We start from the raw sequence: 24,138 nt of genomic DNA on the forward strand, positions 1-24,138 counted from the left end.
ACCTGCCTAAACCCGCGGCCGGTCGGCCAGGGGCAAGTCGCCCACTACCGGCAGCGGCGCCTTCTGGGGGTGCAGCGGCTGGTGACGCCCACCTGCTACAAGCCTATTGAGGGCGTTCACGAAGGCCTGGGCGGCAGCCACCACGATGTCAGTGTCGGCTGAGTGGCCCGAATAGAGCACACCCTCGTGGCGCAGCCGGATCGTCACATCGCCCATGGCATCGATGCCTTCGGTCACCGATTTCACCGAAAATTCCACCAGCTCATTGGGCACCTGGGCCAGCCGATTGAGCGCCTGACACACCGCATCCACCGGCCCGGTGCCGATCGCCGCCTCGCTGAGCTCGGCGCCATCCGCAGTTACCAGGGTGACGGTGGCGGTGGGCTGCAAGCCAGTGCCACAGCTCACCTGCACGCTCTTGAGGGTGAAGCTGCCGCCATCCTGTTGCTGCACCTGCTCGCTCACGATCGCCTCGAGATCGCGGTCGCTGATTTCCCGCTTGCGATCCGCGAGCTCCTTGAAGCGGGCGAAGGCATCGTCGAGATCCTCACGCTCGAGCGTGTAGCCCAGCTCCTCGAGCCGGGCCCGGAAGGCGCTGCGGCCGCTCAGCTTGCCAAGGGAGATGCGGTTGTCGGCCAAACCGACCGTGCGGGCATCAATGATTTCGTAGGTGAGGCGGTTTTTGAGCACGCCGTCTTGGTGGATGCCACTCTCGTGAGCAAAGGCGTTGGCGCCCACGATCGCCTTATTGGGCTGCACCGCCATGCCGGTGAGATTGCTCACCAGCCGCGAGGTCTTGGTGATCTCCTCGGTGCGCACGCCCGTGAGCGGTTCGGTGCTCTCGGCGGGCCGCCCCAGGAAGGGGTTGAAGTAGCTGCGCCGCACGTGCAGGGCCATCACCAGCTCCTCGAGCGAGGCATTGCCAGCCCGCTCGCCGATGCCGTTGATCGTGCACTCCAGCTGGCGGGCGCCGTTTTTCACCGCCTCGAGGAAGTTGGCCACCGCCAGGCCCAGGTCGTTGTGGCCATGCACCGAGATCACCGCCTGGTCGATGTTGGGCACCTGGGCATTGATACCGGCGATCAGCTCACCGAATTCCGCCGGGGTGGCGTAGCCCACGGTGTCGGGGATGTTGATCGTGGTGGCACCGGCGCTGATCGCCGCCTCGATCACCTGATGCATGAACTCCGGATCGCTGCGGCCGGCGTCTTCGCAGGAGAACTCCACATCGTCGACCAGCGAGCGGGCGTAGGCCACCATCTCGGCGGTGATCGCCAGCACCTCGGAGCGGCTCTTGCGCAGCTTGTGCTCGAGATGGATGTCGCTGGTGGCAATAAAGGTGTGGATGCGCCGCTTAGCAGCGGGCGCCACCGCATCAGAGCAGGCCTTGATGTCGCCGGCAGCGGCCCGAGCCAGGCCGCAGATCACCGGCCCATCGGCGGTGCCAACGGTTTCGGCAATGCGCTGCACGGCGTTGAAGTCGCCGGGGCTGGCAAAGGGGAAACCGGCCTCGATGATGTCCACCCCCAGCCTGGCTAGCTGCTGGGCGATCGCCAGCTTCTCCTCGAGGTTCAGGCTGGCGCCAGGCGACTGCTCGCCATCGCGCAAGGTGGTATCGAAGATCAATACGCGGCCGGGATCGCGGGCCATAGGGGAGCCCCTCTAGGCGGAATGACTATGAGATAGCCCATTGTATGCGGGCACTACGCCTAGAGTGCTGTTATCGCAGGATGGTTATGGCCGCAGGCGATCTGGCCCTAGTCCTCCACGCCCATCTTCCCTACGTGCGCTCCAGCGAACCCGGTTCGCTGGAAGAAGATTGGTATTTCCAGGCGCTCCAGGAGTGTTACCTGCCGCTGCTGGGCGTGCTCGAGGCCGCCGCCGCTGACCGTCGCCAGCGCCCCCGGCTCACCCTCGGCCTCTCGCCCACCTTGCTTTCCCTGCTGGCCGATCCCCAGCTCAATGGCCGCTTCCTGGCCTGGATTGCCGTCCGCCAGGAGCTGCTGCTGCAAGCCCCGCAAGCCCTAGGCCCAGCCGCCAGCCACCTGTCAGCACAACTGGAAGCGGTGGTGAGCCAGTGGCGTCAGATCAAAGGGCAACTGATCCCACGCTTCCGCAGGCTGCAGCAACAGGGGGTGCTCGATCTGATCACCTGCGGTGCCACCCACGGCTACCTGCCCCTGCTGCGCCAGGTGCCAGAGGCGGTGCGGGCCCAGCTGGTCACCGCAGTGCGCGAGCACGAGCGCCTGCTGGGTGAGCGGCCCCTGGGCATCTGGCTGCCGGAATGCGCCTACTACGAAGGCCTCGACCAGCAGCTGGTGGGCTGCGGTTTGCGCTACTCGGTGCTTGATGCCCACGGCCTGCTGCACGCCCTGCCCCGCCCTCGCTATGGCGTATTCGCTCCGATCTGCTCGCCGGCCGGGGCCGCCTTCTTCGGCCGCGACAGCAGCGCCACCCTGCCGGTGTGGAGCGCCCGCGAGGGCTACCCCGGCGATGGCGCCTACCGGGAATTCCACCGCGACCTGGGCTGGGATCTGCCCGATAGCGAACTAGCCAGCCATGCCATCGCCAGCCGCCGGCCCCTTGGCCTGAAGCTGCACCGGGTCACGGCCCAGGGCTGCCCCCTCGACCAGAAACAGCCCTACGAACCCGCAGTTGCGGCCGAGCGAATCGAAGAGCATGCCGCCACCTACCTGCAGGGCCGAGCCGAGGAGCTAGGCAGCCTGGCCCGCTCGATGGAGCGCCGGCCCCTGCTAGTGGCCCCCTTCGATGCCGAGCTATTTGGACACTGGTGGTTTGAGGGGCCCCAGTTTCTGGCGGCCCTATTCCGCCAGGCCGATGGGGCCGGCGTGCGCCTGGTCACCCTGCGGGAGGCCCTCGGCGGCAGCGACCCCCTGCAGGTATGCCGCCCCTCCCCCAGCAGCTGGGGCCAGGGGGGCTACCACGACTACTGGCTCAACGAGACCAACGCCTGGGTGGTGGCCGAGTGGCAGAGGGCCTCCCAGGCCATGGTGGCTCGCGTGAGGCGCGGCGTTGGCAGCCCAGCCCAGCGGGACCTGCTCACCCAGGCGGGCCGGGAACTGTTGCTGGCCCAAAGCTCTGATTGGAGCTTCATTCTGCGGGCCGGCACCACCACCGGACTGGCCAAAGAAAGGATCGAGCGCCACCTGGATCGTTTCTGGCGCCTGCTGGATGCGATCGAAAACGGCACCGAGCTACCCGCCAAATGGCTCAAGGCAATAGCCATCGAAGACGGCCTATTCCCCCTGCTCAATGCGGCCGATTGGATGAGCCAATCTCAGTAGGAAACTCAGAACTTTCTGCAGCAAAACTCAGGCCTTAAATAATTAAAAACCCTCAGTCCCGAGAAATCGAATAAACAATTGCATCCGATTTGAGTCGGCCAGAAAAAGAATATGGCTCCTCGTTGTCATCCGCCACTAGAGGAGGATGCATGTCTTGAGAGGAAAGGAATAGTTGGTCACCAAATACACCATTCAGACGAACCCAGCAACCACGCGGCAGTTCAACGAAGGAGCCACCATCATCCGTCTCAAAGTCGAAAAGATCACGATCAGTAGCTGACGTTTTCTGCACATCCAAACAAAGACTCCGCCGAATCTCAATGCGGCTACTGCTGAGGTTGAGGCCATCCTCAGTGGGCTGACGCACCTCGAGGCGATTAAGGCGAATGTAGCTATTGGTTAGATCGACACCATCATCGGCAGAATGCAGGCTGCGCAGCTGAGACACCTGCCATTCATCAGGTCCAACACCAATTAATTTTAGAGCATCAATATCGTCGCCAACATCAACCTCACGCCCTTTGCTGGTGTTCACATACGTATCTTTGCGACCAAGGTGGGAGGCAGTGATGGAAACGGCTCGAAAAAGAGAAGGCCGCTGTGCTGGTTGTTTTGAAACATGGATACCATCACTAGCGCCTCCAGCGTATGTACCAAGGAACCAGAGGCCGCCATTGTCGGAAGTGCGCGAGATGCGGTGCTGCGAACTTCCAGCGTAAACAGCAAAGCGTACGGCCGAAAGCATCGAGCCCGGATCAAAGATTAAGGCAGCCCGTTGTAGTCGGCTGCTAGACACAACGCCATTCAAGATGAGAATCCTCGCGCCATCATCAATGGTGAGCTTGACTCCATCTAGAACATGCACTTCATTATCTACCACCCACACAGTGTCAGCAGACAGATTGCAGCTAAGAGCTATGTCAGCTGAAATCAACTTGATCCGCCGGGAGCCGCGGCGGAGGCTTGAAACATGGGAGCGGTTGATGGGAGAGATCATGGCAGAAGAGAAAGTCTTCAGGGTGATCAATATTGAATAGCTGCAGCTTTAGCAGTAGGCAGAACCAAGCCGATGGCGCCACTCAAAATCCAGACACCCAATACGATCAGCACATAGGGCAACAATCGCCGAGAGAGGCCGCGCATAGAGCCGATCAAGCGCGGATGACTGACCAGTAGGTTGCCTGCCACACACCAAAGCACCGTCATCAAGGCAAAGACGAGCACAAAGACTGGGATCGCCGAAAAATCTTCAGCAAAAACAGGAACATAGACACCCAGGTTGTCTCCCCCATTTGCAGCCGTGACACCGGCGACGGCGCCAACTTGAGCGAGAAAAGCGGTAGGTGCCTGCTCAATGCCATCACCATCCTCTAGTGCCACGGCGGGGCGGCGATTCGTCCAAAGAGCATGGAGCCCGAGTCCCAGGGGCACAAAGCCCAGCAGCGCGATCCACTCTGGCGACACCACCAAAGAACCTGCCGCGGCAATCGTGCTGAGTAGCGTTAACGAACCGATACCCACAAACTTGCCAACCACAATCGCGGAACGGCGGAGTCTGGGATCGGCAAAAAATGCCATGGTCAGGAAGATGTCATCGATATTCGTACTGGCAAAGAGACCTACTCCGAGGAGCGCCGCATTGAGAGAATGGGAAGCAGAGACAACCATGATGATTACTGATTCATCAACAGCTCAGCTTTCTGCAAAGGCTCAACCCACACCGTAAAGAAGCCATCCATTGGATTATCCAGCTCAACCACCACAAGCATTGTTGTGGCGACAACTAGTCCAGCCAAGGCAGTTGATAGATATGTAAAGCGATGGGGCTTAGTTAATAGCCCAAAACAAAGGAATTCAAGACCCAGTGATAGTATTACAAGTAAATATACTGGCCTGGGAGCATTTGCATCTCCAACCGTGAACAACCAGCGCTTCTGGGCCATGTTTCCGCGAACGCCGAAACTAGAAGTCCCACCGATCATGGCAATTGCTCGGGATCGAAGCTCCTTTTGAATCTCAGTTTTAGGCTTTAAAGCTGCAACATCACTGAACAACAGCTCAATGCGAGGCAGCTGCTCTACGGCTTGATAATCAGCGACAGCATAACCTTTCATTGACTGGATCCGTGCAATACGGTAGCGAATATCCTCCCTGAGCTGCCTGCGAATCGAAGAAGCCTCAGGCCCATAATTGTCAAGGACTTTATCGAGAGTAAGTGTATCAACTGCCAAGCCTTGGATATTATCATTAGCCTGATTAAATGTACTTATAGCATCGTCCGAAACAACTCCAATAACGATGGCAGTCAATATTGTTGCCAAACCGAGGGCTGCACGGGAAGCCGAACGGTGTTCATCAGTTAACGATCCAAAAGTAGCTGTGCGCTGAATACCAAAGCCAATTGCGGCCGCGCCCAAGGATGAAAATAAGATAACAAAAGAATAAACAAATGAGTTTTGAATATCGAAATAAAATAGGCGATGCTCTAAATCGACTGGATTAAGAACCGCTGGCTTCTGGTCAAGCGACTTCGCCCTAGCCAAATGACCTAAATCGAGTGAACGCTCTTCAGCAGGTGGAGAGCTGGATATTGCCCGCGAAGGCTCAAAGCACCATGCTACGCCTGCAAGCAAGATTGCCGATTTAAAAAGACGTCCGACAGATAAACGCACAGATTAAATATCATTTTCATCACCTTAGCCAGCAAAACAATCATTGAATACCGATGAAGCAAATCTTCACCGGTCACAGTTCATCAGATTTAGCATGAACTAGCCAGCTAGTAGTTATAGCCCCTTCAGCAGCCCTGGCGGCCCATAGTGAACATCGATGCTACCGAACCCTTTACTATGACTTGAATCCCTCTTGATTTCCCACATCAGCGAGTCAAGATCAAGCCCATACCCAGCGCCAACTCCCGCCCCTGCATGCCCATCAGCCCCGCCTTAACGTTCCAAGGGGCGGTAGCAAATAGCCGCAGCATCGCCACGATCAATTCAGGCACGCTGGCGGTGTTAACCAAAAAGCCATACCACTGCTCTTTGGGTAGGCTAAAAAAAGTAGAAAAATGGGCGCGCAGCTGGGGCTCGGAGAAGCGCATCAATTTCTCCAGCCCAAATTGGTAGAGGGCGTGTTTACGACGTAGCTCCGGGGGCCAGAGCGCCTGCCAGCCCGCCTGGGCCAGCTCCGCCGAAGCGGCGGCTGGATTGGCGCGCAGGGCCTGCGCCACCGCCGCCGCCAGCACCGGCGCCCGGCGCAGCAGCGCCCCCACCAGGTAGCCGGAAGCCGGATGCACCATCGCCGCAGCCCCGCCAAAGGCCAGCACGGGCTGATCCAAATCCGGTAGGGGCAGGTTCATCGGAAACAGGCAAAACTCCTCGTGCTCCACCTGCTCGATCGCCACACCGCGATGGGCCAGCCGCCGCTCGAGGCGCTGCTTGAGCGTGGCGTAGGGCACAGGCGGCGCCAGGGCCAGGGAGGTCTCCTCAACAAAAAACCGTCCCTGGCCCAGATCCATCGCATAAAGAAAAGTGGGGGGCTCCTGCCGCTCCGCTTCGCTGAGGTGATCGGCGCGGTAATCCATCAGCACGAATTGACCGGGCTGCACCGGCGGCGCCGTGAAGCGTCCCACCACGCCGTAGGCCGCCTGGCCCGCCACCGGCCCCAGCTCAGGCCGCTGCACAAACACCGCCTTGTGGCCGCTGGCATCCACCACCAGCCGCGCCTCGATCAGCGCTACATCGGCAGCAAGAGCAGGGGCATAGCGCACCTGGCTGCGGCCGCTCCCATGGCTCAGCTCCTCTGCAAGCCCCCGGATCCACTGCACCCCGGCGGCCTCGCAGCGCTCCAGCCAGAACTGCTGCAAGCGCGTTTTGTCGAACAGGCCGTAGTCGCGGCCGTGGCGGGTGGGGCTGTTGGCTGGATCGGCAGGGTCGCTGCTGCCGGAGCCGAAGTAACTGCAGGTGTCGCTCCAGCTGTGCTCCAGCAGGTGGCCCAGGCCGAGGGCATCCACCTCGTCTCCCCAAATCCCGTAGGTGTTGGACCAGGGGTCGCGAGGATCAGTCGCAGCCAGCACGGCCACCGCCAGCCCCCGCTCCGCCAGCTCAGCGGCAATGGCCAGGGCCGCCGGGCCTGCGCCCACCACCAGCACATCAGTGGGCATCACACCGGTCGAAAGTGGCCTAATGATGCAGCAAAAAGCCGTGCCAGGACTTCACCCTTCGCTGGCTGGGCTTTCAAGTTCGGCAGGGGAAGCGCCGGCGTCTTCGGTGGTGAGGGCGACAGCTTCATCAAGGGCGACCACCTCCAAAGGGGGCGCCTCCCCGTCGACGGGCACCTCCTCATCTTCAGCAGCCGGTGGCACCAGCACCACTTCGCTGAGGCGATCGCGGGCATCGAGCTTCTGCAAGCGCACGCCCGTAGCCGCCCGCGACTGCTGCGGCACCGCATCGGCCTGGGTGCGCACGATCACCCCCTTCTCGCTCACCAGCAGCAGCTCCTCGCCGGCCCCGAGCACCTTGAGGCCCACCAGCACATCACTCTTATTGCGGAACTTGATCGCCCGCAGGCCCATGCCGGCGCGCTTCTGCAGGCGGAACTGATCCACCGGCACCCGCTTACCCAGGCCGCTGGCACTGGCCACCAGCACCCAAGGACCCTCGCTCGGCGCCACCTCCTCACTTTCATCGTCTTCGGCGCTGGCCGAGCTAGCCACCCGATCGGCGAGCTCGGCGGGCAGCACATCCATGCTCACCAGCTGGTCGCCGGGGCGCAGGTTCATGGCCCGCACGCCGCGGGCGGTGCGGCCCAGGGGCCGCAACTCCTCGTCGTTGAGACGGAAGTGGATGGTCATGCCGTTGCGCGAGCCGATCAGGATGCTGTCGCCGGGCAGGGCCAAGCGCACCCAGGTGAGGGCATCCCCCTCCACCAGATCGATGGCGATCAAGCCATTGGAGCGGATGTTGGCAAAGGCCGATAGACGGGTGCGCTTAATCGTGCCGCCACTGGTGAGCATCACCAGCACACCGTCATCGGTGAATTCGCTCACCGCCAGCAGCGAGGTGATCTGCTCCTCCCGGGGAATCGGCAACATCTGCACAATCGGCGTGCCCTTGGCAGCACGGCTGCAGATCGGCACCCGATAGGCCGGCACCGTGTAAACAACGCCGCGATCGGAGAACAGCAGCAGGTTGTCGTGGTCGTTGCAGCTGATGAACAGCCGCACCGCCTCCTCGCCCTGGGTCTTGGTGCCGGCCTTGCCGCGGGTGCCGCGGCTGGTGGCCTCAAATTCGCTCACCGGCATCCGCTTCAGGTAGCCGTTCTCGGTGAGCAACACAACCGAACGCTCATTAGCGATCAGGTCGATGTCTTCGAGGCCGCCCTCGAGATCGAGAATCTCAGTGCGGCGGGGGGAGTGGTAACGAGTGCGGATCGCACCGAGCTCTTCGGTGATAATCGTGAGTACGCGCTCGCGATTGGCCAGGATGTCTTTGTAGTCGGCAATCTTGACGACTAAATCCTCATGCTCAAGGCGGATCTTGTCGGCCTCGAGGGCCGTCAAACGCCGCAGCTGCATCTGCAGAATTGCATCTGCCTGGATCTCACTGAGGCCGTGGCGCTCCTGCAGCTGCAAGCGGGCCGTGGCCGCATCGGAAGCAGCCCGGATCAGGGCAATGATCGGATCGAGTTGGTCTAGGGCCAGCAGCAGGCCCAGCAAAATGTGGTCGCGCTCCTCGGCTTTGCGCAGGAAGTAGCGGGTGCGGCGCTCGATCGTCTCGATGCGGAAGTCGAGAAACACCTGCAGCATCTTGCGCAGGGTGAGCAGCACCGGCTCCGACTTCACCAACGCCAGCATGTAGGCGCTGAAATTGTTTTGCAGCGGCGTGAGCTTGAACAGGTTGTTCAGCACCACCTGGGGGTAGGCATCACGGCGCAATTCGATCACGATCCGCATGCCATCGCGGTCGGATTCATCACGGATATCAGAGATCCCCTCCAGCTTCTTGTCGTTAACCAGCTCGGCGATCCGCTCAATCAGCGAGGCCTTGTTGGTTTGGAAGGGCAATTCGGTGATGATCACCGCATCGCGATCGGGGCGGCCCTTCACCTCCAGCGTTTCAATCGAGGCGACGCCCCGCATGGTCACTGAACCGCGGCCGGTGGTGTAGGTGTCACGGATACCGCGGCGACCCAGGATCTGGCCTCCCGTGGGGAAATCCGGCCCCGGGATGATCGCCATCAACTGCAGATCGTCGATGTCGGGGTTGGCGATCAGCGCCAGCGTGCCGTCGATCAGCTCAGTGAGGTTGTGGGGTGGGATGTTCGTCGCCATGCCCACGGCGATGCCGGTGGAGCCGTTGAGCAGCAGCTGCGGAATCCGCGCCGGCATCACGGTGGGCTCCTGCTGGGAGCCATCAAAGTTGTCGGCGAAATCGACCGTTTCGGCTTCGATGTCGTCAAGCAGGCTGTCTGTGGTCAGCGCCTGCAGCCGTGATTCGGTGTAACGCATGGCGGCCGGGGGGTCGCCGTCCACCGAGCCAAAGTTGCCATGCCCATTGACCAGGGGCATGCGCATGTTGAAGTCCTGGGCCATCCGCACCAGGGCGTCGTAGACGGCCGTATCGCCGTGGGGGTGGTACTTACCAAGCACCTCACCCACCACACGGGCGCACTTCCTGTAGGGCCGGTCGCTGGTGAGACCCAGCTCATACATGGCGTAAAGGATGCGCCGGTGCACCGGCTTGAGGCCATCGCGGGCATCGGGCAGGGCCCGACCCACGATCACGCTCATCGCATACTCCAAATAGGAGCGCGACATCTCGTTGCGCAGATCGGTCAGGATGATCCGCGAATCACCGTTGCCACCGGACTCCCCCGGAATATCAGCACCGGGTTCGCTGGGGTCCGCCATGGATGACCGTCTTTACCAGTGGTCAGTTTATCTAAAGCCCAGGGGGAATGCCCAAATCCGATCCATTCCCGCCACGCCAGGAGGCGGGGCTAAGGCTCAAGCAGCAACGGGGCCAGCTGCAGGTGCGCGCCGCCGCTGATTTTCGCAGCCTGGTGCTGCAAGCCGGGCTGGCCGAGGCCTACGCCAGCACTGATGTGGTGGTGGCAGCCGATGCGGGCTTCAGCGACCAGGCCAGCCTGCTCCTAAGCCTCGGCCCCACGGATCCACCGATCCGCCTGCGCGACGGCCAGCTGGCCGGAGTGGCGGGGTTGGCGGGCTGCGGCAGCGGCGATCTGGTGCTGCCGATCGGCGGCGGCCTAGGCGATGCGATGGGCGGCGCCCAGCTGCTCGGCGCCCTGCTACAGGGCCGGGCCCTGCCCTTCAACGCCAGCGGCGAGGCCACCGCCCTGCACCCCCGCCGGGAGCTGCACACGGAGCTGGGGCTGGAGCAGATCGGCGCTGGCCGGCTGCTGCTGCAGCGGGCCATCAGTGAAAACGGCGTAGTCGCCCTCAGCCAGGCGGAAGGGCCCTGCCCCAGCCCCTACGGCACCCTGCTGGGTCCAGCCGCCAACGCCCTTTACTCCTGCGGCGGCGCCGGCAGCATCGGCCTCACCATGCCGGGGTTGTCGCTGCTGGGGCCTGGCTCACCGGTGCTGGTAGGCGGCGCCATCGGCTGGGTGATAGGGGCTGGCAGCGGCCACCAGCCCGGTTGCCGGCGCCAGGCCAGCGGCCATGCCCGCACCCCCGGCGCGGCCGCCGCCGTGAGCGTGGATTTGCACGGCCTGCGGCCCGAGTGGGTGCGCCCTTGTTTTTTTGAGGGCCATGGCAGCGCCCTACTGATTGCGATTGCGGCGCCGGTGCCCCTGATCAATGCCGAGGTAGCGCGCCAGGCCGCCGCTGGCCCCCAGGAGCTGGAGGCGCCCGTGCTCGACCTTTCGGTGCCGCGGCGGATCAAACCCAGCCTGGGCTCGGTGAGCTACGCCGAACTGCTCAGCGGCACGATCCAGTTGGCAGGCCGCTCGGTGGCCTGTGCGCCCTCCCACAGCCCGCGCCTGGCCGCCGCCGCCAGCGAGGCCCTGATAGCAGCCCTGATCGACGGCAGCTTCCCCCTGCGCCTGCCGGTCGTGCCGCTGAGCAGTCGCCCGAGCTTGCTGCCGATTGAGGCCTAGGGCTTGGAGTATTAGCCAGCCGCACTTAAGCTCCCGCCACATTCCTATCCCCGCCGCGCCGCCATGGCCGACGACACCACCACCAACCCCGACACCAACCCCGACGGGGCTGTTCAACAGCCAGTCGAACAGCCAGTGGAACAGATTGTTGAGCAGGTCGTTGAACAGGTTGTTGAACAGCCAGCTCAACAGCCCGCTCCAGAGGCGGCGCCCCCCGAACCCAGCATTGCCGCCACCCTGGTGATTGAAGCCAGTCCCAGCGCAGGCTCCAACTCGTTCAGTGACGAAGCCGGGCCCCAAAGCGGCGAAGGTGGTGAGTGGGAACTCCTGCTGGGCAAGCTGCGCCAGTGGCTCGATCAAAACGAGCTCAACAACCTGTGGGCCCAGGCCCGCAAACCGGTAACCCTCCTCGCTGGCCTGGTCGGCCTGCTGCTGGTGCTGCGGGTCTACAGCGCCGTGCTGGGTGCCCTCGACAGCCTGCCCCTGGTGCCCGGCCTGCTCGAGCTAGCTGGGGTGGTGTGGGCGGTGCGCTACGGCATTCCCAAACTGCTGCGCAGCAGCGAGCGCGAACGGCTGCTGGGCGGTCTGAGCCAAAGCTGGAAAGCCTTCCGCGGCAAGGCCTGATCCCACCTTGCCCCGCGGCCTGCGGGCGGCTGGTTGATAGCTTGTCCCGAATTAGTTAACTCCAGGTGGACATTCAGCTCGGTCGCTTCCGCACTGTGCGTCGTGCCTACGGCATCGACGAAATCGCCCTGGTGCCGGGTGGCCGCACGGTTGATCCAGCTATCACGGACAGCAGTTGGAGCCTCGGCGGCATCAGCCGCGAGATTCCGATCATCGCCAGTGCCATGGACGGGGTGGTCGATGTGGCCATGGCGGTGGAACTGAGCAAACAGGGAGCCCTAGGCGTTTTGAACCTGGAGGGCGTCCAGTGCCGCTACGACGACCCCAATCCCATCCTCGACCGCATCGCCGCGGTGGGCAAGGAGGACTTCGTGCCCCTGATGCAGGAGCTCTACAGCCAGCCGGTGCGGGAAGACCTGATCCGTCAGCGGATTGCCGAGATCAAGCAGCAGGGCGGCATCGCGGCGGTGAGCGCCACTCCAGTGGCCGCCCTGCGATTCGGCAAGGCCATCGCCGAAGCCGGCGCTGACCTTTTCTTCGTGCAGGCAACGGTGGTCAGCACCGAGCACATCGGCCCTGAGGGCCAGGAGAGCCTCGATCTCGAGCACCTTTGCCGCACCTTCGGGGTGCCCGTGATCATTGGCAATTGCGTCACCTATGAGGTGGCACTGAAGTTGATGCGGGCCGGCGCCGCCGGCGTGATGGTGGGCATCGGCCCCGGTGCTGCCTGCACCAGCCGCGGTGTGCTGGGTATAGGCATTCCCCAAGCCACCTCAGTTTCCGACTGTGCCGCCGCCCGCGACGAATATTTGGCCGAGAGCGGCCGCTACGTACCGATCGTGGCCGATGGCGGCATCGTCAACGGCGGTGACATCTGCAAGTGCCTGGCCTGCGGCGCCGACGCCGTGATGATCGGCTCCCCCATTGCCCGCGCCAGCGAGGCCCCCGGCCGGGGCTTCCACTGGGGTATGGCCACCCCTAGCCCGGTGCTGCCCCGCGGCACCCGCATCAAAGTTGGCACCACCGGCAGCCTGGAAAAAATTCTGCGGGGTCCGGCCGGTCTCGATGACGGCACCCAAAACCTGCTGGGCTGCATTCGCACCTCAATGGGCACCCTCGGCGCCCGCACCATCAAAGACATGCAGAAAGTGGAGGTGGTGGTCGCCCCATCCCTGCTCACTGAAGGCAAGGTCTACCAAAAAGCCCAGCAGCTAGGCATGGGCAAATAAGCAAGGGCGGTTGTTTCTACAGGCGGGACAGACTGCAGCGTTAGCCTCAGTAGGTGCGAGCTTCGGCTCTCACACTCCTCACACCCTCCAGCCCGGCGCGTCCGGGCCTTTTGTCTTCTCCCTCCCAGGCTCACCGGATCACGACCTGCAACGGTCGTGGGTAGGCCTTAAACAACCTTGCTAGATTCGCCAAACCCTGATCCTGCAAGGATGTCGAGCGCCGCTGCTGTCACTGATGCCTCCTTTGAGCAAGACGTGCTCAAAAGTGATTTGCCCGTGCTGATCGACTTCTGGGCCCCCTGGTGCGGCCCTTGCCGCATGGTGGCGCCAATCGTCGACGAAATAGCCACCGAATTCGAAGGCAAGATCAAAGTGTTCAAGCTAAATACCGACGAAAATCCCAACGTCGCCAGCCAGTACGGCATCCGCAGCATCCCCACCCTGATGATCTTCAAGGGGGGCCAGAAGGTCGACACGGTGGTTGGTGCCGTGCCGAAAACAACCCTGTCGTCCACAATTTCCAAGTACCTCTGAGCGCAGTTGAGCATCTAGTTCTGAGCGACCCATCCCATTTCGGCCAGAGCCCTTTGCAGGTTCTGGCCCATGAGCTCGAAGACCACCCCCAGCGGCATCTGATCGAGCGCTCCCTGGTTTCCCTGCTGCAGGTGGGTCGCCACGAGCGTGGCCTAGATGAATGGCGGCTGATCAGTGGCGCCCTGGCCGACATCAGTGAGGCCCTTGAGGTCTTTCGCCCCCGCCGCCAAACCCGCAAGATCACCGTCTTCGGTTCAGCTCGCACGGTGCAAAGCGACCCCAGCTACGCCTTGGCCGAAGAGCTGGCCCGCTATGCGGTGGCCGCTGGATTTGACGTAATGACGGGCGCCGGCGGCGGCATTATGGAGGCCGCCAACAGCGGTGCCGGCTGCGAGGCCAGCATCGGCCTCAACGTGGACCTGCCGTTTGAGCAGAACGCCAACCGCTTTGTGAGCAGCTGCGATGGCCGGCTGCTCCACTTCCGCTATTTCTTCACCCGCAAACTTTTCTTTTTGCGTGAGAGCGATGCCCTAGTGGTGATGCCAGGCGGCTTCGGCACCCTCGACGAGCTATTCGAATCGCTCACCTTGATCCAAACCGGCCGCACCCCACCGATTCCCCTGGTGCTGCTTGCCCCTCCCGGCAACCCCTTCTGGAGCGGCTGGCAGCGGGATGTCAGCCAGGGTTTGGCCGCCAGCGGCCTGATCTCCCCCGAAGACGGCGACATATTGAGGGAGGCCCACAGTGCCGAGGAGGCAGTGGCCCACATCAGCCGCTTCTATCGCCTGTTTCACTCCGCCAGGCTGGGCGACAACCGCATTGAGCTGCTGCTCAACTGCGCCCTGCAGCCAGATCAGCTAGCTGCCCTCAACCTGCAGTTCGATGATCTGGTGGATGAGGGCGTTATCCAGGCGAGCGAGACCGTCGACGATGCCGGCCTGCTGCGCCCCTGCCTGAATTTCCACTTCAATCGCCGCCGCATCGGCCGGCTCTACCAGCTGCTCGACACACTCAACGGGCTGGAGGTGCCTCCAGAGCAGCTGCTTACGGAGCCCGGCCGCCGCCAACCCAGTTCTTCGGCCCCATGAGTCGCCTCGGCTTGATCGATTACGGCATGGGCAATCTGCACTCTGTGCAGCGGGCTTTCGAACGGCTTGGCGCAACGGTCCAGCCCGTTCAAAGCGGCGCCGAAATGGAGGGCTGCAAGGCCCTAGTGCTGCCAGGGGTGGGAGCCTTTGATCCGGCGATGGAGCGCCTGCGCCAGGGTGGTCTGGCCGAGGCGATCACGACCTGGTGCGATGCCGGCCGGCCCCTGCTGGGCATTTGCCTGGGGCTGCAGCTGCTGTTTGAGGCCAGTGACGAGGGCGAAGCAACTGGTCTGAGCCTGCTCAAGGGGCGGGTGAGGGCCCTGCCCCGCCGGCCAGGCCACCCGATTCCGCACATGGGCTGGGAGCCCCTGGTGCCAGCAAACCCCAGTCCCCTGCTACCGGCCGGCAGCCCGGAGAGCTGGGTTTATTTCGTGCACTCCTACGCCGCCGAGCCCAGTGATCCGGCCTGCAACACCGCCCTGGTGCGCTTCGCCGACACCGCTGTCACCGCCGCTGTCTGGCAAGGAGCCATTGGAGCTTGCCAGTTTCACCCGGAAAAATCAGGCCCCCACGGCGAGGCGATCCTGCGCCGCTGGCTGGCCTGGCTCGATGCCTTATGAGCCTGCGGCTTAGCGGGGGCCGGCGGCTGCAGAGTCCACCTGGCAGCATTGCTCGCCCCACCAGCTCCCGGGTGCGGCTGGCGGTAATGAACCTGCTGGCAGCCGAGCTGCCCGGCTGCGCCTGGCTGGATCTATGCAGCGGCAGCGGCGCTATGGCCTGCGAAGCCCTGCATCGGGGTGCTAGCCGAGTTGTGGCCATCGAGCAGGACCGCCGCATCGCCGCCGTGACCCGCACCAATCTCGAAGCGGTGCATCAGGGGCTAGGTGACGCCGGCCGCCAAGCAAGCGACTGGGCGGTGCACTGCCGCGAGGTGGGGCGTTGGCTGGCGGAGCCAAATCAACATGCAGCCTTTGATTTGATCTATGCCGACCCCCCCTACGCCGCAGACCTTTATGCCCAGATAGCCAGTGCTGTGCTGGCAGGAGGCTGGCTCAAGCCAGGCGGCACCTTGATCTGGGAATGCGCCAGCTCCAAGCTGCCAGCGATTCCAGCCGGGTGGAGCAAGCGCGATGAACGCCGCTACGGCACCACCAGCTTGCTGCTGCTGGGACAAGTCAACTGCAGCACCGCTTGAAGAGCCAACTGAAGCTCAGTCGAGCAGGGTGCCACGGCGATACTGGTTCCAGGCGGCTACAAACAAACCAGCCAGGGTCACGGGGATCAGACCGAGCACGATGCCGCAGAGCAGGGGTTCGATCATGGGAGCACTGACAAGGCGTTCAGGGCACAATTGTTCCACGCCCATCCCCCACACCGCGAGCGCCCCGCACCAACTGTGACCGGCCAACCCCTAAACCCAGATGCCGCCAAAGGGCGCCGCGGCCTGATCGCTGCCCTTGTGGGCATGGCGGCCGCGGCCTGCATTGTGGCGGTGTTGCTAGTGCTGCCTGCAGCCCAGGCCGATCCCTATAGCCGTCAGACCCTTGAGCTCAGCGGCTCCAGCGAGAAGGGCGGCCGGCTGTTTCGGCTCAATTGCGCCGGCTGCCACGGCATCGCCGCCCAAGGGCTGGTGGGCCCCAATCTCCACGGGGTCGCCGCCCGCAAGAGCTCCCGCCAGCTGATCCAGCAGGTGGTGAGTGGCCGCACGCCGCCGATGCCCCGCTTCCAACCGGAACCCCAGGCCATGGCGGACCTGCTGGCCTATCTGAACGGTCTTGTGTGAGCGGCGCCGCCCAGCTGGCCGTAGTGCTGGTGGAACCCTCCGGGCCGCTCAACGTCGGCAGCGTTGCTCGCCTCTGCGCCAACTTCGACGTAGGTGAGCTGCGCCTGGTGGCGCCCCGCTGCGACCACCTCGGCGAGGAGGCCCGGCGCATGGCCGTACACGGCGGCTGGCTGCTGGAGCAGGCCCGCCTGTTCCCAAGCCTCAGCGCCGCCCTGGCCGACTGCTGCCGGGTGGTGGCCACCAGCGGCCGGCGCTCCGGCGAGCCCTTACCCCTGCAAGCACCGGAGCCGGCCCTGCGCTGGCTGGCCCAGGCCAGGGGGCCCTGCGCCCTGGTGTTCGGCCGGGAGGATCGGGGCCTCAGCAACGACGAGCTGCTCCAGGCTGGCCAGCTGCTCACCCTGGGCAGCGGCGACGCCTATGCCTCCCTCAACCTCTCCCACGCTGCAGCCCTGGTGCTGCATAGCTGGCATTGCTTAGGGAACGGCTTAGAAAGCAGCCCTGAGGTTGGCGCCCTGCCGGAGCCAAGCGACCGCCAGGCCCTTGAAGCGATGCTCGGCGATGCCGAGGCCCTGCTGCTCGACGTGGGCTTCCTCCATCCCCACACTGCCCACGCCCGCATGGCCAAGCTGCGGGGGCTGCTGCAACGGGCCCAAATCTCCACTGAAGAGGTAGCCCTGGTGCGCGGCATGGTGCGCCAGCTGCGCTGGGCCAGTGAGCGCGGGAGCAACCCTGGCCAGACCCCTTAACTTCAGGTCACTTCGTTGGAGTGGCCCGTGACCGCTGGCCGTCAGCCCCGCAGCCCCAAGAACCGCTGGGGATCCCCCTTTCGGTTGGTGTTGCGCCTGGTGGTGATGGGAATCGGCCTGGGAGTGGTCACCGGCACCAGCCTCAAGCTGCTGGCCCCCCACCTGGCCCAAGGCGCCAGCAAGGCCCCCAGCCTCGACCTCGCCGCAGCCCGCAACAGCAAGGGCCTCGATCCGGGGCAGTTCGAAGCCCGCACGGAGCTGACAGCTGTGAGCAAGCGCTGGGGCGAGCTGGCGGCAGCCCAGAAAGACCTCACCGCCAGCGCCTTCCTGCTGGTGCTCGACGACGGCCGCTTTGCCCAGCTGCAGCCCGACCTACCCCTGCCGGCAGCCAGTTCAATCAAAACGCCGATCCTTCTTGCAGGTCTGGAAGACCTCGACAACGGCATATTGCGCTGGAACGAGCCCCTGCCCCTTACCAAAGAAGTGGTGGGTGGCGGAGCCGGCTGGATGGCCAACAAACCGGTGGGCACGCGCTTCCCGTTTTTTGAAGCGGCCACCGAAATGATCCGGGTGAGCGACAACAGCGCCACCAACCTGCTGATCAAGCGTCTAGGCGGCAAAACGACGCTCAATGAGCGTTTCGCCGCCATGGGCCTGCCTTCGACGGCAGTCAAAAACTGGCTGCCCGATCTCGAAGGCACCAACACCACCAGCAGCCGCGACCTGGCCAAGTCGATCGCCATGGTGGATATCGGCGAAAGCCTGAGTCCTCGGGCTCGGGACCTGTTTAGGGAAATCATGGGCAGCTCCCGCACCAACACCCTGATTCCCCTGGGCTTACTCCAGGGACTCGGTAAAGATGCCGCCGACCCCGACAGCGAGCTGCTCAGTTTCGGCATCAGCGTCTACAACAAAACCGGTGATATAGGCATTGCCTACGCCGATGCGGCCCTAATCCAGCTCCCCAACGGCCAGCGCGCCGTGGCGGCCTTCATGGTTAAAGGTCCGTTCAACGACCCCCGCTCCACCGATCTGATCCGCGCCATGGCCGCTGAAGTTTCAAAAACCCTGGTAGGCCGCAAATGAACCCCCCTCGCCTGCTCCATACCAGCTGGCTGCCCCTGCTGCTGCTAACCAGCCTGGCTGCCCCCGCCCTGAGCCAGACCAAAGCCAACCCAGCGGCCCCGCTGCTGCGCCCCCAAACCGTGGCGCCTTTGAGCGGCGGGCTGGATCGGCTGCTGCTGGTAAACGACAACAACCCCGAGCTGATTCGCGCGCCCGGGATCCTGCTCTCCACTTTCCCCGGCGCCGGCCGCGGCGTGCCTGCAGCCCACCTGGATGTGGCGCTAAACGGCCGCTTCGATCTGTTCAGCCATCACGTGTATGCGGGCAAGCCGGAGAGCCTCGACTCCACCCTGTGGCTGGCGGTGCTGGCCGCTCCCCGCGGCCCCGGCCCCGTGACCCTGAAGTTGCTGGCTGGCTCAACGGCCCTATCTCAGGCGGTGGATCCCGGCCAGGCCGGCGCCCCCTTCCTGCCCCTGCCATCCCTGATGGTTCAGGGCACTACGCCGGTGTGGGCTGGCCCCGGCAGCCGGGTGGCTACCGAATTGCTGGCCCGCCAGCGCAGCCCCGAGCTGCCCGCCAGCTGGACCCTGCCCCCAGGCGCTCCCACCACCCTGATCGTGCTGCCCCTGCCGGTGCGGGGCCTCGATCCCCTGCTCAACGGCCGCAACCTGCAGCTGCGGCTGGAGAGCTCGGGCCCCGTGAGCCTGGCCACCCTGGCGGCCTTCGGCAGCGGCAATCAGCCGCCGGCCCCCTCCAGCTGGGCCGCCCTGCTGGAGGAGGGGGATCTCAGCCCCCGGGAGCACAGCCCCACCCCGCGGGGCAGCAAGGGGGGGATGGTGTATTCGCGGGTAAGTGGGGTGCAGGTGGGCAGCGTTTGGCGCAGCCGCCTCAGCGATCCGGGTAAAAACTGGTTGAGCGTGAGCCGGGCGCCGATCTCCTGGCCGATCAGCAGCCTGGAGCGCGGCACCCTGGGCACCGGCCAGGTGCAAACCGCCGAGCTCCAGGCTTTCTACCCAGGCACCGCCTGGGCCGCCCACGGCAACTACGGCGTCGAATACGACCTCAGCATCCCCCTGCGCAACGACACGACCAAGCCGGTGACCCTGCAGCTGGCCCTGGAATCGCCGCTCAAAGGCGATGCCGCCATTGGGGGCCTGCGCTTCAAAAGCATTGACGGCATCGCTAGTGGCAGTCGGCCGGTGATGTTCCGCGGCACGGTGGAGGTGACGGGCCTTGATGGTGCCAGCCCGGGCAGCAGGCCCGTTGGCCGGCGCAGCTTCCATCTGGTGCAGCGTGCTGGTGAACCCAGCCCCGCCTTTGGCACCATCAGCCTGGCGCCAGGGGCCAGCCGCCAGCTGCAGGTGCGGCTGATCTATCCGGCCGATGCCACCCCGCCCCAGGTGCTCAGCCTGCTGCCGCTTCCAGATCCAGCTATGAACCCAGCTGTGAAACAATCCGAATCAACTCCAGCCAGCCGTCCGTGACGCCAGTTCGCAAGCGCAGGGTCTTCCCCTTCACCGCGATCGTCGGGCAGGAGGAGATGAAGCTGGCCCTGCTGCTGAACGTGATCGATCCGCGCATTGGCGGCGTGATGATCATGGGCGACCGGGGCACCGGCAAATCGACCACGATCCGGGCCCTGGCCGACCTGCTGCCCGAAATCGATGTGGTGGCGGGCGACCCGTACAACAGCTCACCCAGCGACCCAGACCTGCAGAGCACGGAGGTGCGCGCCCGCGCCGAGCAGGGTGAGGAGCTACCGGTGGAGCCCCGCCAGGTGCCGATGGTCGACCTGCCCCTAGGTGCAACGGAGGATCGCCTCTGCGGCACGATCGACATCGAAAAAGCCCTGAGTGAAGGCGTGCGGGCCTTTGAGCCCGGCCTGCTGGCCAAGGCCAACCGCGGCCTGCTCTACGTCGATGAGGTGAACCTGCTCGACGACCACCTGGTGGACGTGCTGCTGGATTCAGCCGCCTCCGGCTGGAACACGGTGGAGCGCGAAGGCGTGAGCGTGCGCCACCCAGCCCGCTTCGTGCTGATCGGCTCCGGCAACCCCGAGGAGGGGGAGCTGCGGCCCCAGCTGCTGGATCGCTTCGGCATGAGCGTGGAGGTGCGCACCGTGCGCGATCCAGAGCTGCGGGTGCAGGTGGTGGATCAGCGCACCGCCTTCGACAGTGATCCAGACGGCTTCAACAATGGGGTGCAAACCACCCAGGACGCCCTGCAGGATCGGGTGATTGCGGCGCAGAAGCTGCTGAATCAAGTGGCGATCGACGCCGACCTACGCATTCGCATCTCGGCGGTGTGCGGTGAGCTGGATGTGGATGGCCTGCGCGGCGACATCGTCACCAACCGGGCCGCCCGAGCCCTGGCCGCCTTCGAGGGTCGCACCGAGGTGGACGAAAACGACGTGGCTCGCGTCGTGGCCTGCTGCCTGCGCCATCGCCTGCGCAAAGACCCGCTGGAAACGATCGACTCCGGCGACCGGGTGGTGAAGGTGTTCTGCAAGGTGTTCGAGCGCTCCGACAGCAGCGATCGCAGCGCCTTCGAGCTGGCTTTGGTGGGGTGAAGCACTCCATGGCCTCATCTGCTGACTACATCGGCCGGGTGATGCTTGTCAGCGCCTGTATCGGCCTGATGCCACTGGCCCCCTCCGCTCGGGCCACGCCCGAGCTGGTGGTGCTGATGCGCCATGGCCACAAAGGTCCTGGGGGGTCCAATTACAACCTGTCGGCGCAGGGATTCGAGCGCGCTATTGCCCTAGCCTCGCTGCTGCCGCAATGTTTTGGGCGCCCCAGCCAGATCCGTAGCTTCTATCTCGATCCCATTTCCGGCAAGAACGCCCGCAGTTACCAGACGGCCGTGCCTCTAGCGGTTGCTACCGGCGTAGACATCGCCATCGACCTCGCCTCCCGCGAGGATTCCTTCCGGTCAGGACGCCAAATTCTCACCGATCCGAGTGTTGCCGGCGGCAGGGTGGTGCTGTTCTGGGAACACCGTCGCCTGCCCCAGCTCGCCGCAGGCCTGGGCTGGCCAGCGATGGCGCCGATCGCCGACGACGACTTCGACCAGCTGGTTGTGCTCCGCTACCGGCCGTCCCTAATGCAGCCCGAGGTGCGGACCTACAGCCAGGCCCAGCTGCTCGATGGCAAGCAGCGCTGTGATCCACTCCTGGAGCCTGGTCGGCAACCGCGGAGCTGACCATCGCCGGCCCTGAAGTCCTCAGATCCTCAGATCCTCAGATCCTCAGATTCAGATATTGCCTCCCCCCAATTTTCTGCAACGTTCACCGCCATGCCCACCTGTGCCCCACACCGGTCCACCACCCTGCGGCGGTCTCAGTGGGTAGCTGGTCTGCTGGCCGCCCTAGCCCTGCAGCAAACATGCCTGGCCGCCCAGGCCGAACCGGCAGCAGCGGAGCTCAAACTCGACCAGCGCCGACTGGCCGCAATCGCTGGCCTCCCTCCAGCGCCAGGCAGTGCCGCGGAAGCCGCTGATCTGGCAATCCTGGAGTGGCTGCAGCGCTTCCGAAGCCCGGAGATCGTGGCCACCACCTGGCTGCTACTAGACCGCGACCTCAATGTCTTCAGCAGCGCTGTGGGCACTGAGCTCGGCAAGGCCACGCCAATGCTCAGCGCCGGCCTTCACGCGTTCATGGCGCCGGTGAACAGCGCCTATCGGGGGATCAAGCAACAACAGGGCCGCATCCGTCCCTACATCGCCCACCCTGGGCTGGAGCCCTGTCTGCCACGGGAGAACACCGGCTCCTTTCCCTCTGGGCATGCCGTGTGGTTCCGCAGCACAGCCGAGCTGCTCGCTGACCTACTTCCCGAGCGTCGCGAGCGCCTGCATCACGTAGGCCGCCAGGGTGGAGCCAACCGAGTGCTCTGCGGCGTGCATTACCCCTCCGATGTGGAGGCAGGCCAGCGCCTCGGGGCCGATGCCGCCCTGCAGATCATCGCCAGTCCCCAGTGGCGAGCCTTCCGGCAGGATCCGGCGCTACGGGCGGAGCTCGAATTGTTGCGGGCAGTTCCAGCCAAGGCCCTGCCGCCGATGCTGCGCTGAACCATGATCATCCTCGGCATCGATCCCGGCCGGCTGGTGCCAGGGCGGCTCCGCCAAAAGCCACCCCGCTCCTCACCCAGCCTTGCCTCGCTTTGACCCGCTGGATCCAGGTTTCCGCGCCCGCCGAGAAGCGGTCGATGCTCTGTTCAAGCCCTGGACCCTGATCGGCGCGTCAGGCTCCCATCTGGAAGCGCAGCTGATGACGCGCGCGGCCCTCACCGCTCAGTTAGATCGCATGATTGGCAGCTGCGTCACCCCTGGGGAGGTGATGGACCTGGTTGAAAGCCGTAAGGAGCGTTGTCTGCTGATGCTGGTGGATTCGATCGCGCCCGACCATGGCGAAGCGCTGATCAACCAACTGCGCGCCCTGCCGCGCCCTCCGGCGGTGGTGCTGCTGCTCGAAAGTACGGCGTGGCTGCAGGTGAATGCCTACCCGCTGGATCGGCTCGACGCCGTGGTCAAAACGCAGAGCTTCGGCAGTGGCGTGTTGATTGAAGCTCTCATCGCCGTGAACCAGGGGCATCGCTACGTGGAACCAGCCCTGCTCTCCGCCCTCAAGGCCAACACCCTTGGCAGCCGGCCCCAGCTCACCCCAAGGGAGCAGCAAACGCTGGAGGAACTGGCCAAGGGGCTATCGAACCGGGAGATTGCGAAGCGCCTGGGCATCGCCGAAACCACCACCCGCGAATACACCCGCTCGGTGCTGCAGAAGTTGAATGCACGCAATCGCACCATGGCGGTGGGCGCTGCGATGAAACTGGGCCTGTTGTTGCAGCACAGCACTTAAGACGGGGCTGGCCGATGAAGCAGCCCTGATGTCAGGAATCAACCCCTGGCTGTATCTGCTGCTGTTGAGCGCCGCCGTGGGGCTGGGTTTGCCGGGCGGTGCCCTTGTTGTTGGCGCTGGAGCCCTATTCGGACCCTGGCTAGGGCTATTCACCGTGCTGCTCGCACAAGCCATTGGCCTGCTGCTCAACTGGCGGCTGTGCCGTGGGCTGCTGCGGCCGAGAATGGAGCGCTGGCTGGCCCGAACGCCCAAAGCCAGGCTGCTGGAGCAGCTGATCGGGCAACCGGCCGGCCTGAAGTTTCTGCTGCTGCTGCGGCTGGCGCTGATCCCCATGAATTTGGTGAATGCCGGCTGTGCCCTGGGGCCCACCCGGCTGCAGCCCTATGCCTTGGCCTCGTTGGCCCTGATCCCACGCTTTGCCCTGATGGTGCTGGCAGGGGCTACTGGGGCTGAATCCATGCGGGGCAACCTGAGCCCACTGTCGTTGACGGCTCGCTGGGTGGCTGTGGCTGCCAGCGCAGCGGTGCTACTGGTCGTGGCCAGGCGGCTGCAGTTCAGCGATACCCGGAACGACCCAGAAACCAGGCAGCAGGAAGAACGCCTCCCCTAGGCAGGGCGCTGCCAGAGCTGGATGGCCCTGCGTTTCAACCAGGATTGAGGCTCCCATCGGAGCCTTGAGCGGCCAGGAGCAGAAAGACATTCCCCCCATTCGGTGGGTACAAAGAACAGAGGAAATCCACCATGATGCGGGCACATACACAGCAGACGGCCTCGCCTTCGCTGCGAACCCCTCC

24 protein-coding genes are annotated in these 24,138 nt (G+C 64.2%); 17 read left to right on the forward strand and 7 right to left on the reverse strand.

The genetic code is table 11. The features are described from left to right. Positions 1 to 6: 6 nt before the first annotated feature. Complete coding sequence (locus KBY99_RS08540; RefSeq protein ID WP_254998553.1) at positions 7 to 1,650, reverse strand: 2-isopropylmalate synthase; 1,644 nt, start codon at positions 1,648 to 1,650, stop codon at positions 7 to 9. An 86-nt stretch (positions 1,651 to 1,736) separates the two neighbouring features. On the opposite strand from KBY99_RS08540, the gene KBY99_RS08545 reads away from it, so the two are divergent. Then, positions 1,737 to 3,305 carry a glycoside hydrolase family 57 protein gene (locus KBY99_RS08545; protein ID WP_254998629.1) on the forward strand — a complete coding sequence of 523 codons (1,569 nt, stop codon included), beginning with the start codon at positions 1,737 to 1,739 and terminating at the stop codon, positions 3,303 to 3,305. A 52-nt stretch (positions 3,306 to 3,357) separates the two neighbouring features. Here KBY99_RS08545 and KBY99_RS08550 read toward each other — a convergent pair whose 3' ends face one another. From KBY99_RS08550 to gyrA, 5 genes are all read right to left on the reverse strand, one after another. Then, the gene (locus tag KBY99_RS08550) at positions 3,358 to 4,302 is read right to left on the reverse strand and encodes a hypothetical protein (RefSeq protein WP_254998555.1); all 945 of its coding nucleotides are present in this window, start codon (positions 4,300 to 4,302) and stop codon (positions 3,358 to 3,360) included. 26 nt (positions 4,303 to 4,328) lie between these two features. Continuing rightward, entirely contained in the window at positions 4,329 to 4,973 is a 645-nt protein-coding gene (locus tag KBY99_RS08555; RefSeq protein WP_254998556.1) for a cadmium resistance transporter, read from the reverse strand. 5 nt (positions 4,974 to 4,978) lie between these two features. After that, on the reverse strand, positions 4,979 to 5,977 hold the full coding sequence (locus tag KBY99_RS08560) for a hypothetical protein (protein WP_254998557.1): 999 nt from the start codon (positions 5,975 to 5,977) through the stop codon (positions 4,979 to 4,981). A 206-nt stretch (positions 5,978 to 6,183) separates the two neighbouring features. Then, a complete protein-coding gene (gene crtL, locus KBY99_RS08565) occupies positions 6,184 to 7,467 on the reverse strand; it encodes a lycopene beta cyclase (RefSeq protein ID WP_254998558.1) in 1,284 nt (427 codons plus the stop codon). 51 nt (positions 7,468 to 7,518) lie between these two features. Next, positions 7,519 to 10,215, reverse strand: a complete 2,697-nt coding sequence (gene gyrA / locus KBY99_RS08570; protein ID WP_254998559.1) for a DNA gyrase subunit A — start codon at positions 10,213 to 10,215, stop codon at positions 7,519 to 7,521. 47 nt (positions 10,216 to 10,262) lie between these two features. Here gyrA and KBY99_RS08575 point away from each other — a divergent pair, with 47 nt between their 5' ends. The 7 genes from KBY99_RS08575 (at position 10,263) to rsmD (ending at position 16,093) form a co-directional block, all read left to right on the forward strand. Continuing rightward, positions 10,263 to 11,423, forward strand: coding sequence for a homocysteine biosynthesis protein (locus KBY99_RS08575; RefSeq protein ID WP_254998560.1), 1,161 nt, complete (start codon positions 10,263 to 10,265; stop codon positions 11,421 to 11,423). Between the two features lie 63 nt (positions 11,424 to 11,486). Then, entirely contained in the window at positions 11,487 to 12,047 is a 561-nt protein-coding gene (locus KBY99_RS08580) for a CAAD domain-containing protein (RefSeq protein WP_254998561.1), read from the forward strand. A 65-nt stretch (positions 12,048 to 12,112) separates the two neighbouring features. After that, positions 12,113 to 13,276, forward strand: a complete 1,164-nt coding sequence (locus tag KBY99_RS08585; RefSeq protein ID WP_254998562.1) for a GuaB3 family IMP dehydrogenase-related protein — start codon at positions 12,113 to 12,115, stop codon at positions 13,274 to 13,276. 210 nt (positions 13,277 to 13,486) lie between these two features. Next, positions 13,487 to 13,810 carry a thioredoxin gene (trxA, locus tag KBY99_RS08590; RefSeq protein ID WP_106501486.1) on the forward strand — a complete coding sequence of 108 codons (324 nt, stop codon included), beginning with the start codon at positions 13,487 to 13,489 and terminating at the stop codon, positions 13,808 to 13,810. Positions 13,811 to 13,863: 53 nt separating this feature from the next. Beyond that, positions 13,864 to 14,898: an LOG family protein gene (locus KBY99_RS08595; RefSeq protein ID WP_254998564.1), complete on the forward strand. Its 1,035-nt coding sequence runs from the start codon at positions 13,864 to 13,866 to the stop codon at positions 14,896 to 14,898. Next, the gene (hisH, locus tag KBY99_RS08600; RefSeq protein ID WP_254998566.1) at positions 14,895 to 15,518 is read left to right on the forward strand and encodes an imidazole glycerol phosphate synthase subunit HisH; all 624 of its coding nucleotides are present in this window, start codon (positions 14,895 to 14,897) and stop codon (positions 15,516 to 15,518) included. Before KBY99_RS08595 ends, hisH begins: the two co-directional genes overlap by 4 nt. Continuing rightward, on the forward strand, positions 15,515 to 16,093 hold the full coding sequence (rsmD, locus tag KBY99_RS08605; RefSeq protein WP_254998567.1) for a 16S rRNA (guanine(966)-N(2))-methyltransferase RsmD: 579 nt from the start codon (positions 15,515 to 15,517) through the stop codon (positions 16,091 to 16,093). Before hisH ends, rsmD begins: the two co-directional genes overlap by 4 nt. 15 nt (positions 16,094 to 16,108) lie before the next feature. Here the strand turns inward: rsmD and petG are convergent, their stop codons facing one another. Further along, positions 16,109 to 16,219 (reverse strand): cytochrome b6-f complex subunit V, encoded by a 111-nt coding sequence (gene petG, locus KBY99_RS08610; RefSeq protein WP_094559756.1) that lies wholly within the window; start codon positions 16,217 to 16,219, stop codon positions 16,109 to 16,111. Positions 16,220 to 16,363: 144 nt separating this feature from the next. On the opposite strand from petG, the gene KBY99_RS08615 reads away from it, so the two are divergent. From KBY99_RS08615 to KBY99_RS08655, 9 genes are all read left to right on the forward strand, one after another. Further along, on the forward strand, positions 16,364 to 16,681 hold the full coding sequence (locus KBY99_RS08615) for a c-type cytochrome (protein ID WP_106501704.1): 318 nt from the start codon (positions 16,364 to 16,366) through the stop codon (positions 16,679 to 16,681). Then, positions 16,678 to 17,427 carry an RNA methyltransferase gene (locus KBY99_RS08620; protein ID WP_254998568.1) on the forward strand — a complete coding sequence of 250 codons (750 nt, stop codon included), beginning with the start codon at positions 16,678 to 16,680 and terminating at the stop codon, positions 17,425 to 17,427. The genes KBY99_RS08615 and KBY99_RS08620 overlap by 4 nt, the downstream gene beginning before the upstream one ends. A 27-nt stretch (positions 17,428 to 17,454) precedes the next feature. Then, positions 17,455 to 18,513 (forward strand): serine hydrolase, encoded by a 1,059-nt coding sequence (locus KBY99_RS08625; RefSeq protein ID WP_409996551.1) that lies wholly within the window; start codon positions 17,455 to 17,457, stop codon positions 18,511 to 18,513. Beyond that, a complete protein-coding gene (locus KBY99_RS08630) occupies positions 18,510 to 19,976 on the forward strand; it encodes a DUF3370 domain-containing protein (RefSeq protein WP_254998569.1) in 1,467 nt (488 codons plus the stop codon). The genes KBY99_RS08625 and KBY99_RS08630 overlap by 4 nt, the downstream gene beginning before the upstream one ends. After that, positions 19,973 to 21,061: a magnesium chelatase ATPase subunit I gene (gene bchI / locus KBY99_RS08635; RefSeq protein WP_254998571.1), complete on the forward strand. Its 1,089-nt coding sequence runs from the start codon at positions 19,973 to 19,975 to the stop codon at positions 21,059 to 21,061. Before KBY99_RS08630 ends, bchI begins: the two co-directional genes overlap by 4 nt. 8 nt (positions 21,062 to 21,069) lie before the next feature. Further along, positions 21,070 to 21,693: a hypothetical protein gene (locus KBY99_RS08640; RefSeq protein ID WP_254998572.1), complete on the forward strand. Its 624-nt coding sequence runs from the start codon at positions 21,070 to 21,072 to the stop codon at positions 21,691 to 21,693. 93 nt (positions 21,694 to 21,786) lie between these two features. Beyond that, on the forward strand, positions 21,787 to 22,557 hold the full coding sequence (locus KBY99_RS08645; RefSeq protein WP_254998573.1) for a phosphatase PAP2 family protein: 771 nt from the start codon (positions 21,787 to 21,789) through the stop codon (positions 22,555 to 22,557). A gap of 82 nt (positions 22,558 to 22,639) precedes the next feature. Then, a complete protein-coding gene (locus KBY99_RS08650) occupies positions 22,640 to 23,344 on the forward strand; it encodes a helix-turn-helix domain-containing protein (protein WP_254998574.1) in 705 nt (234 codons plus the stop codon). 28 nt (positions 23,345 to 23,372) lie between these two features. Continuing rightward, a complete protein-coding gene (locus KBY99_RS08655) occupies positions 23,373 to 23,954 on the forward strand; it encodes a TVP38/TMEM64 family protein (RefSeq protein ID WP_254998576.1) in 582 nt (193 codons plus the stop codon). Positions 23,955 to 24,138: the final 184 nt, after the last annotated feature.

Origin of the sequence: Cyanobium sp. Maggiore-St4-Cus (assembly GCF_024345615.1) — a bacterium.
Lineage (GTDB): Bacteria > Cyanobacteriota > Cyanobacteriia > PCC-6307 > Cyanobiaceae > Cyanobium_A > Cyanobium_A usitatum.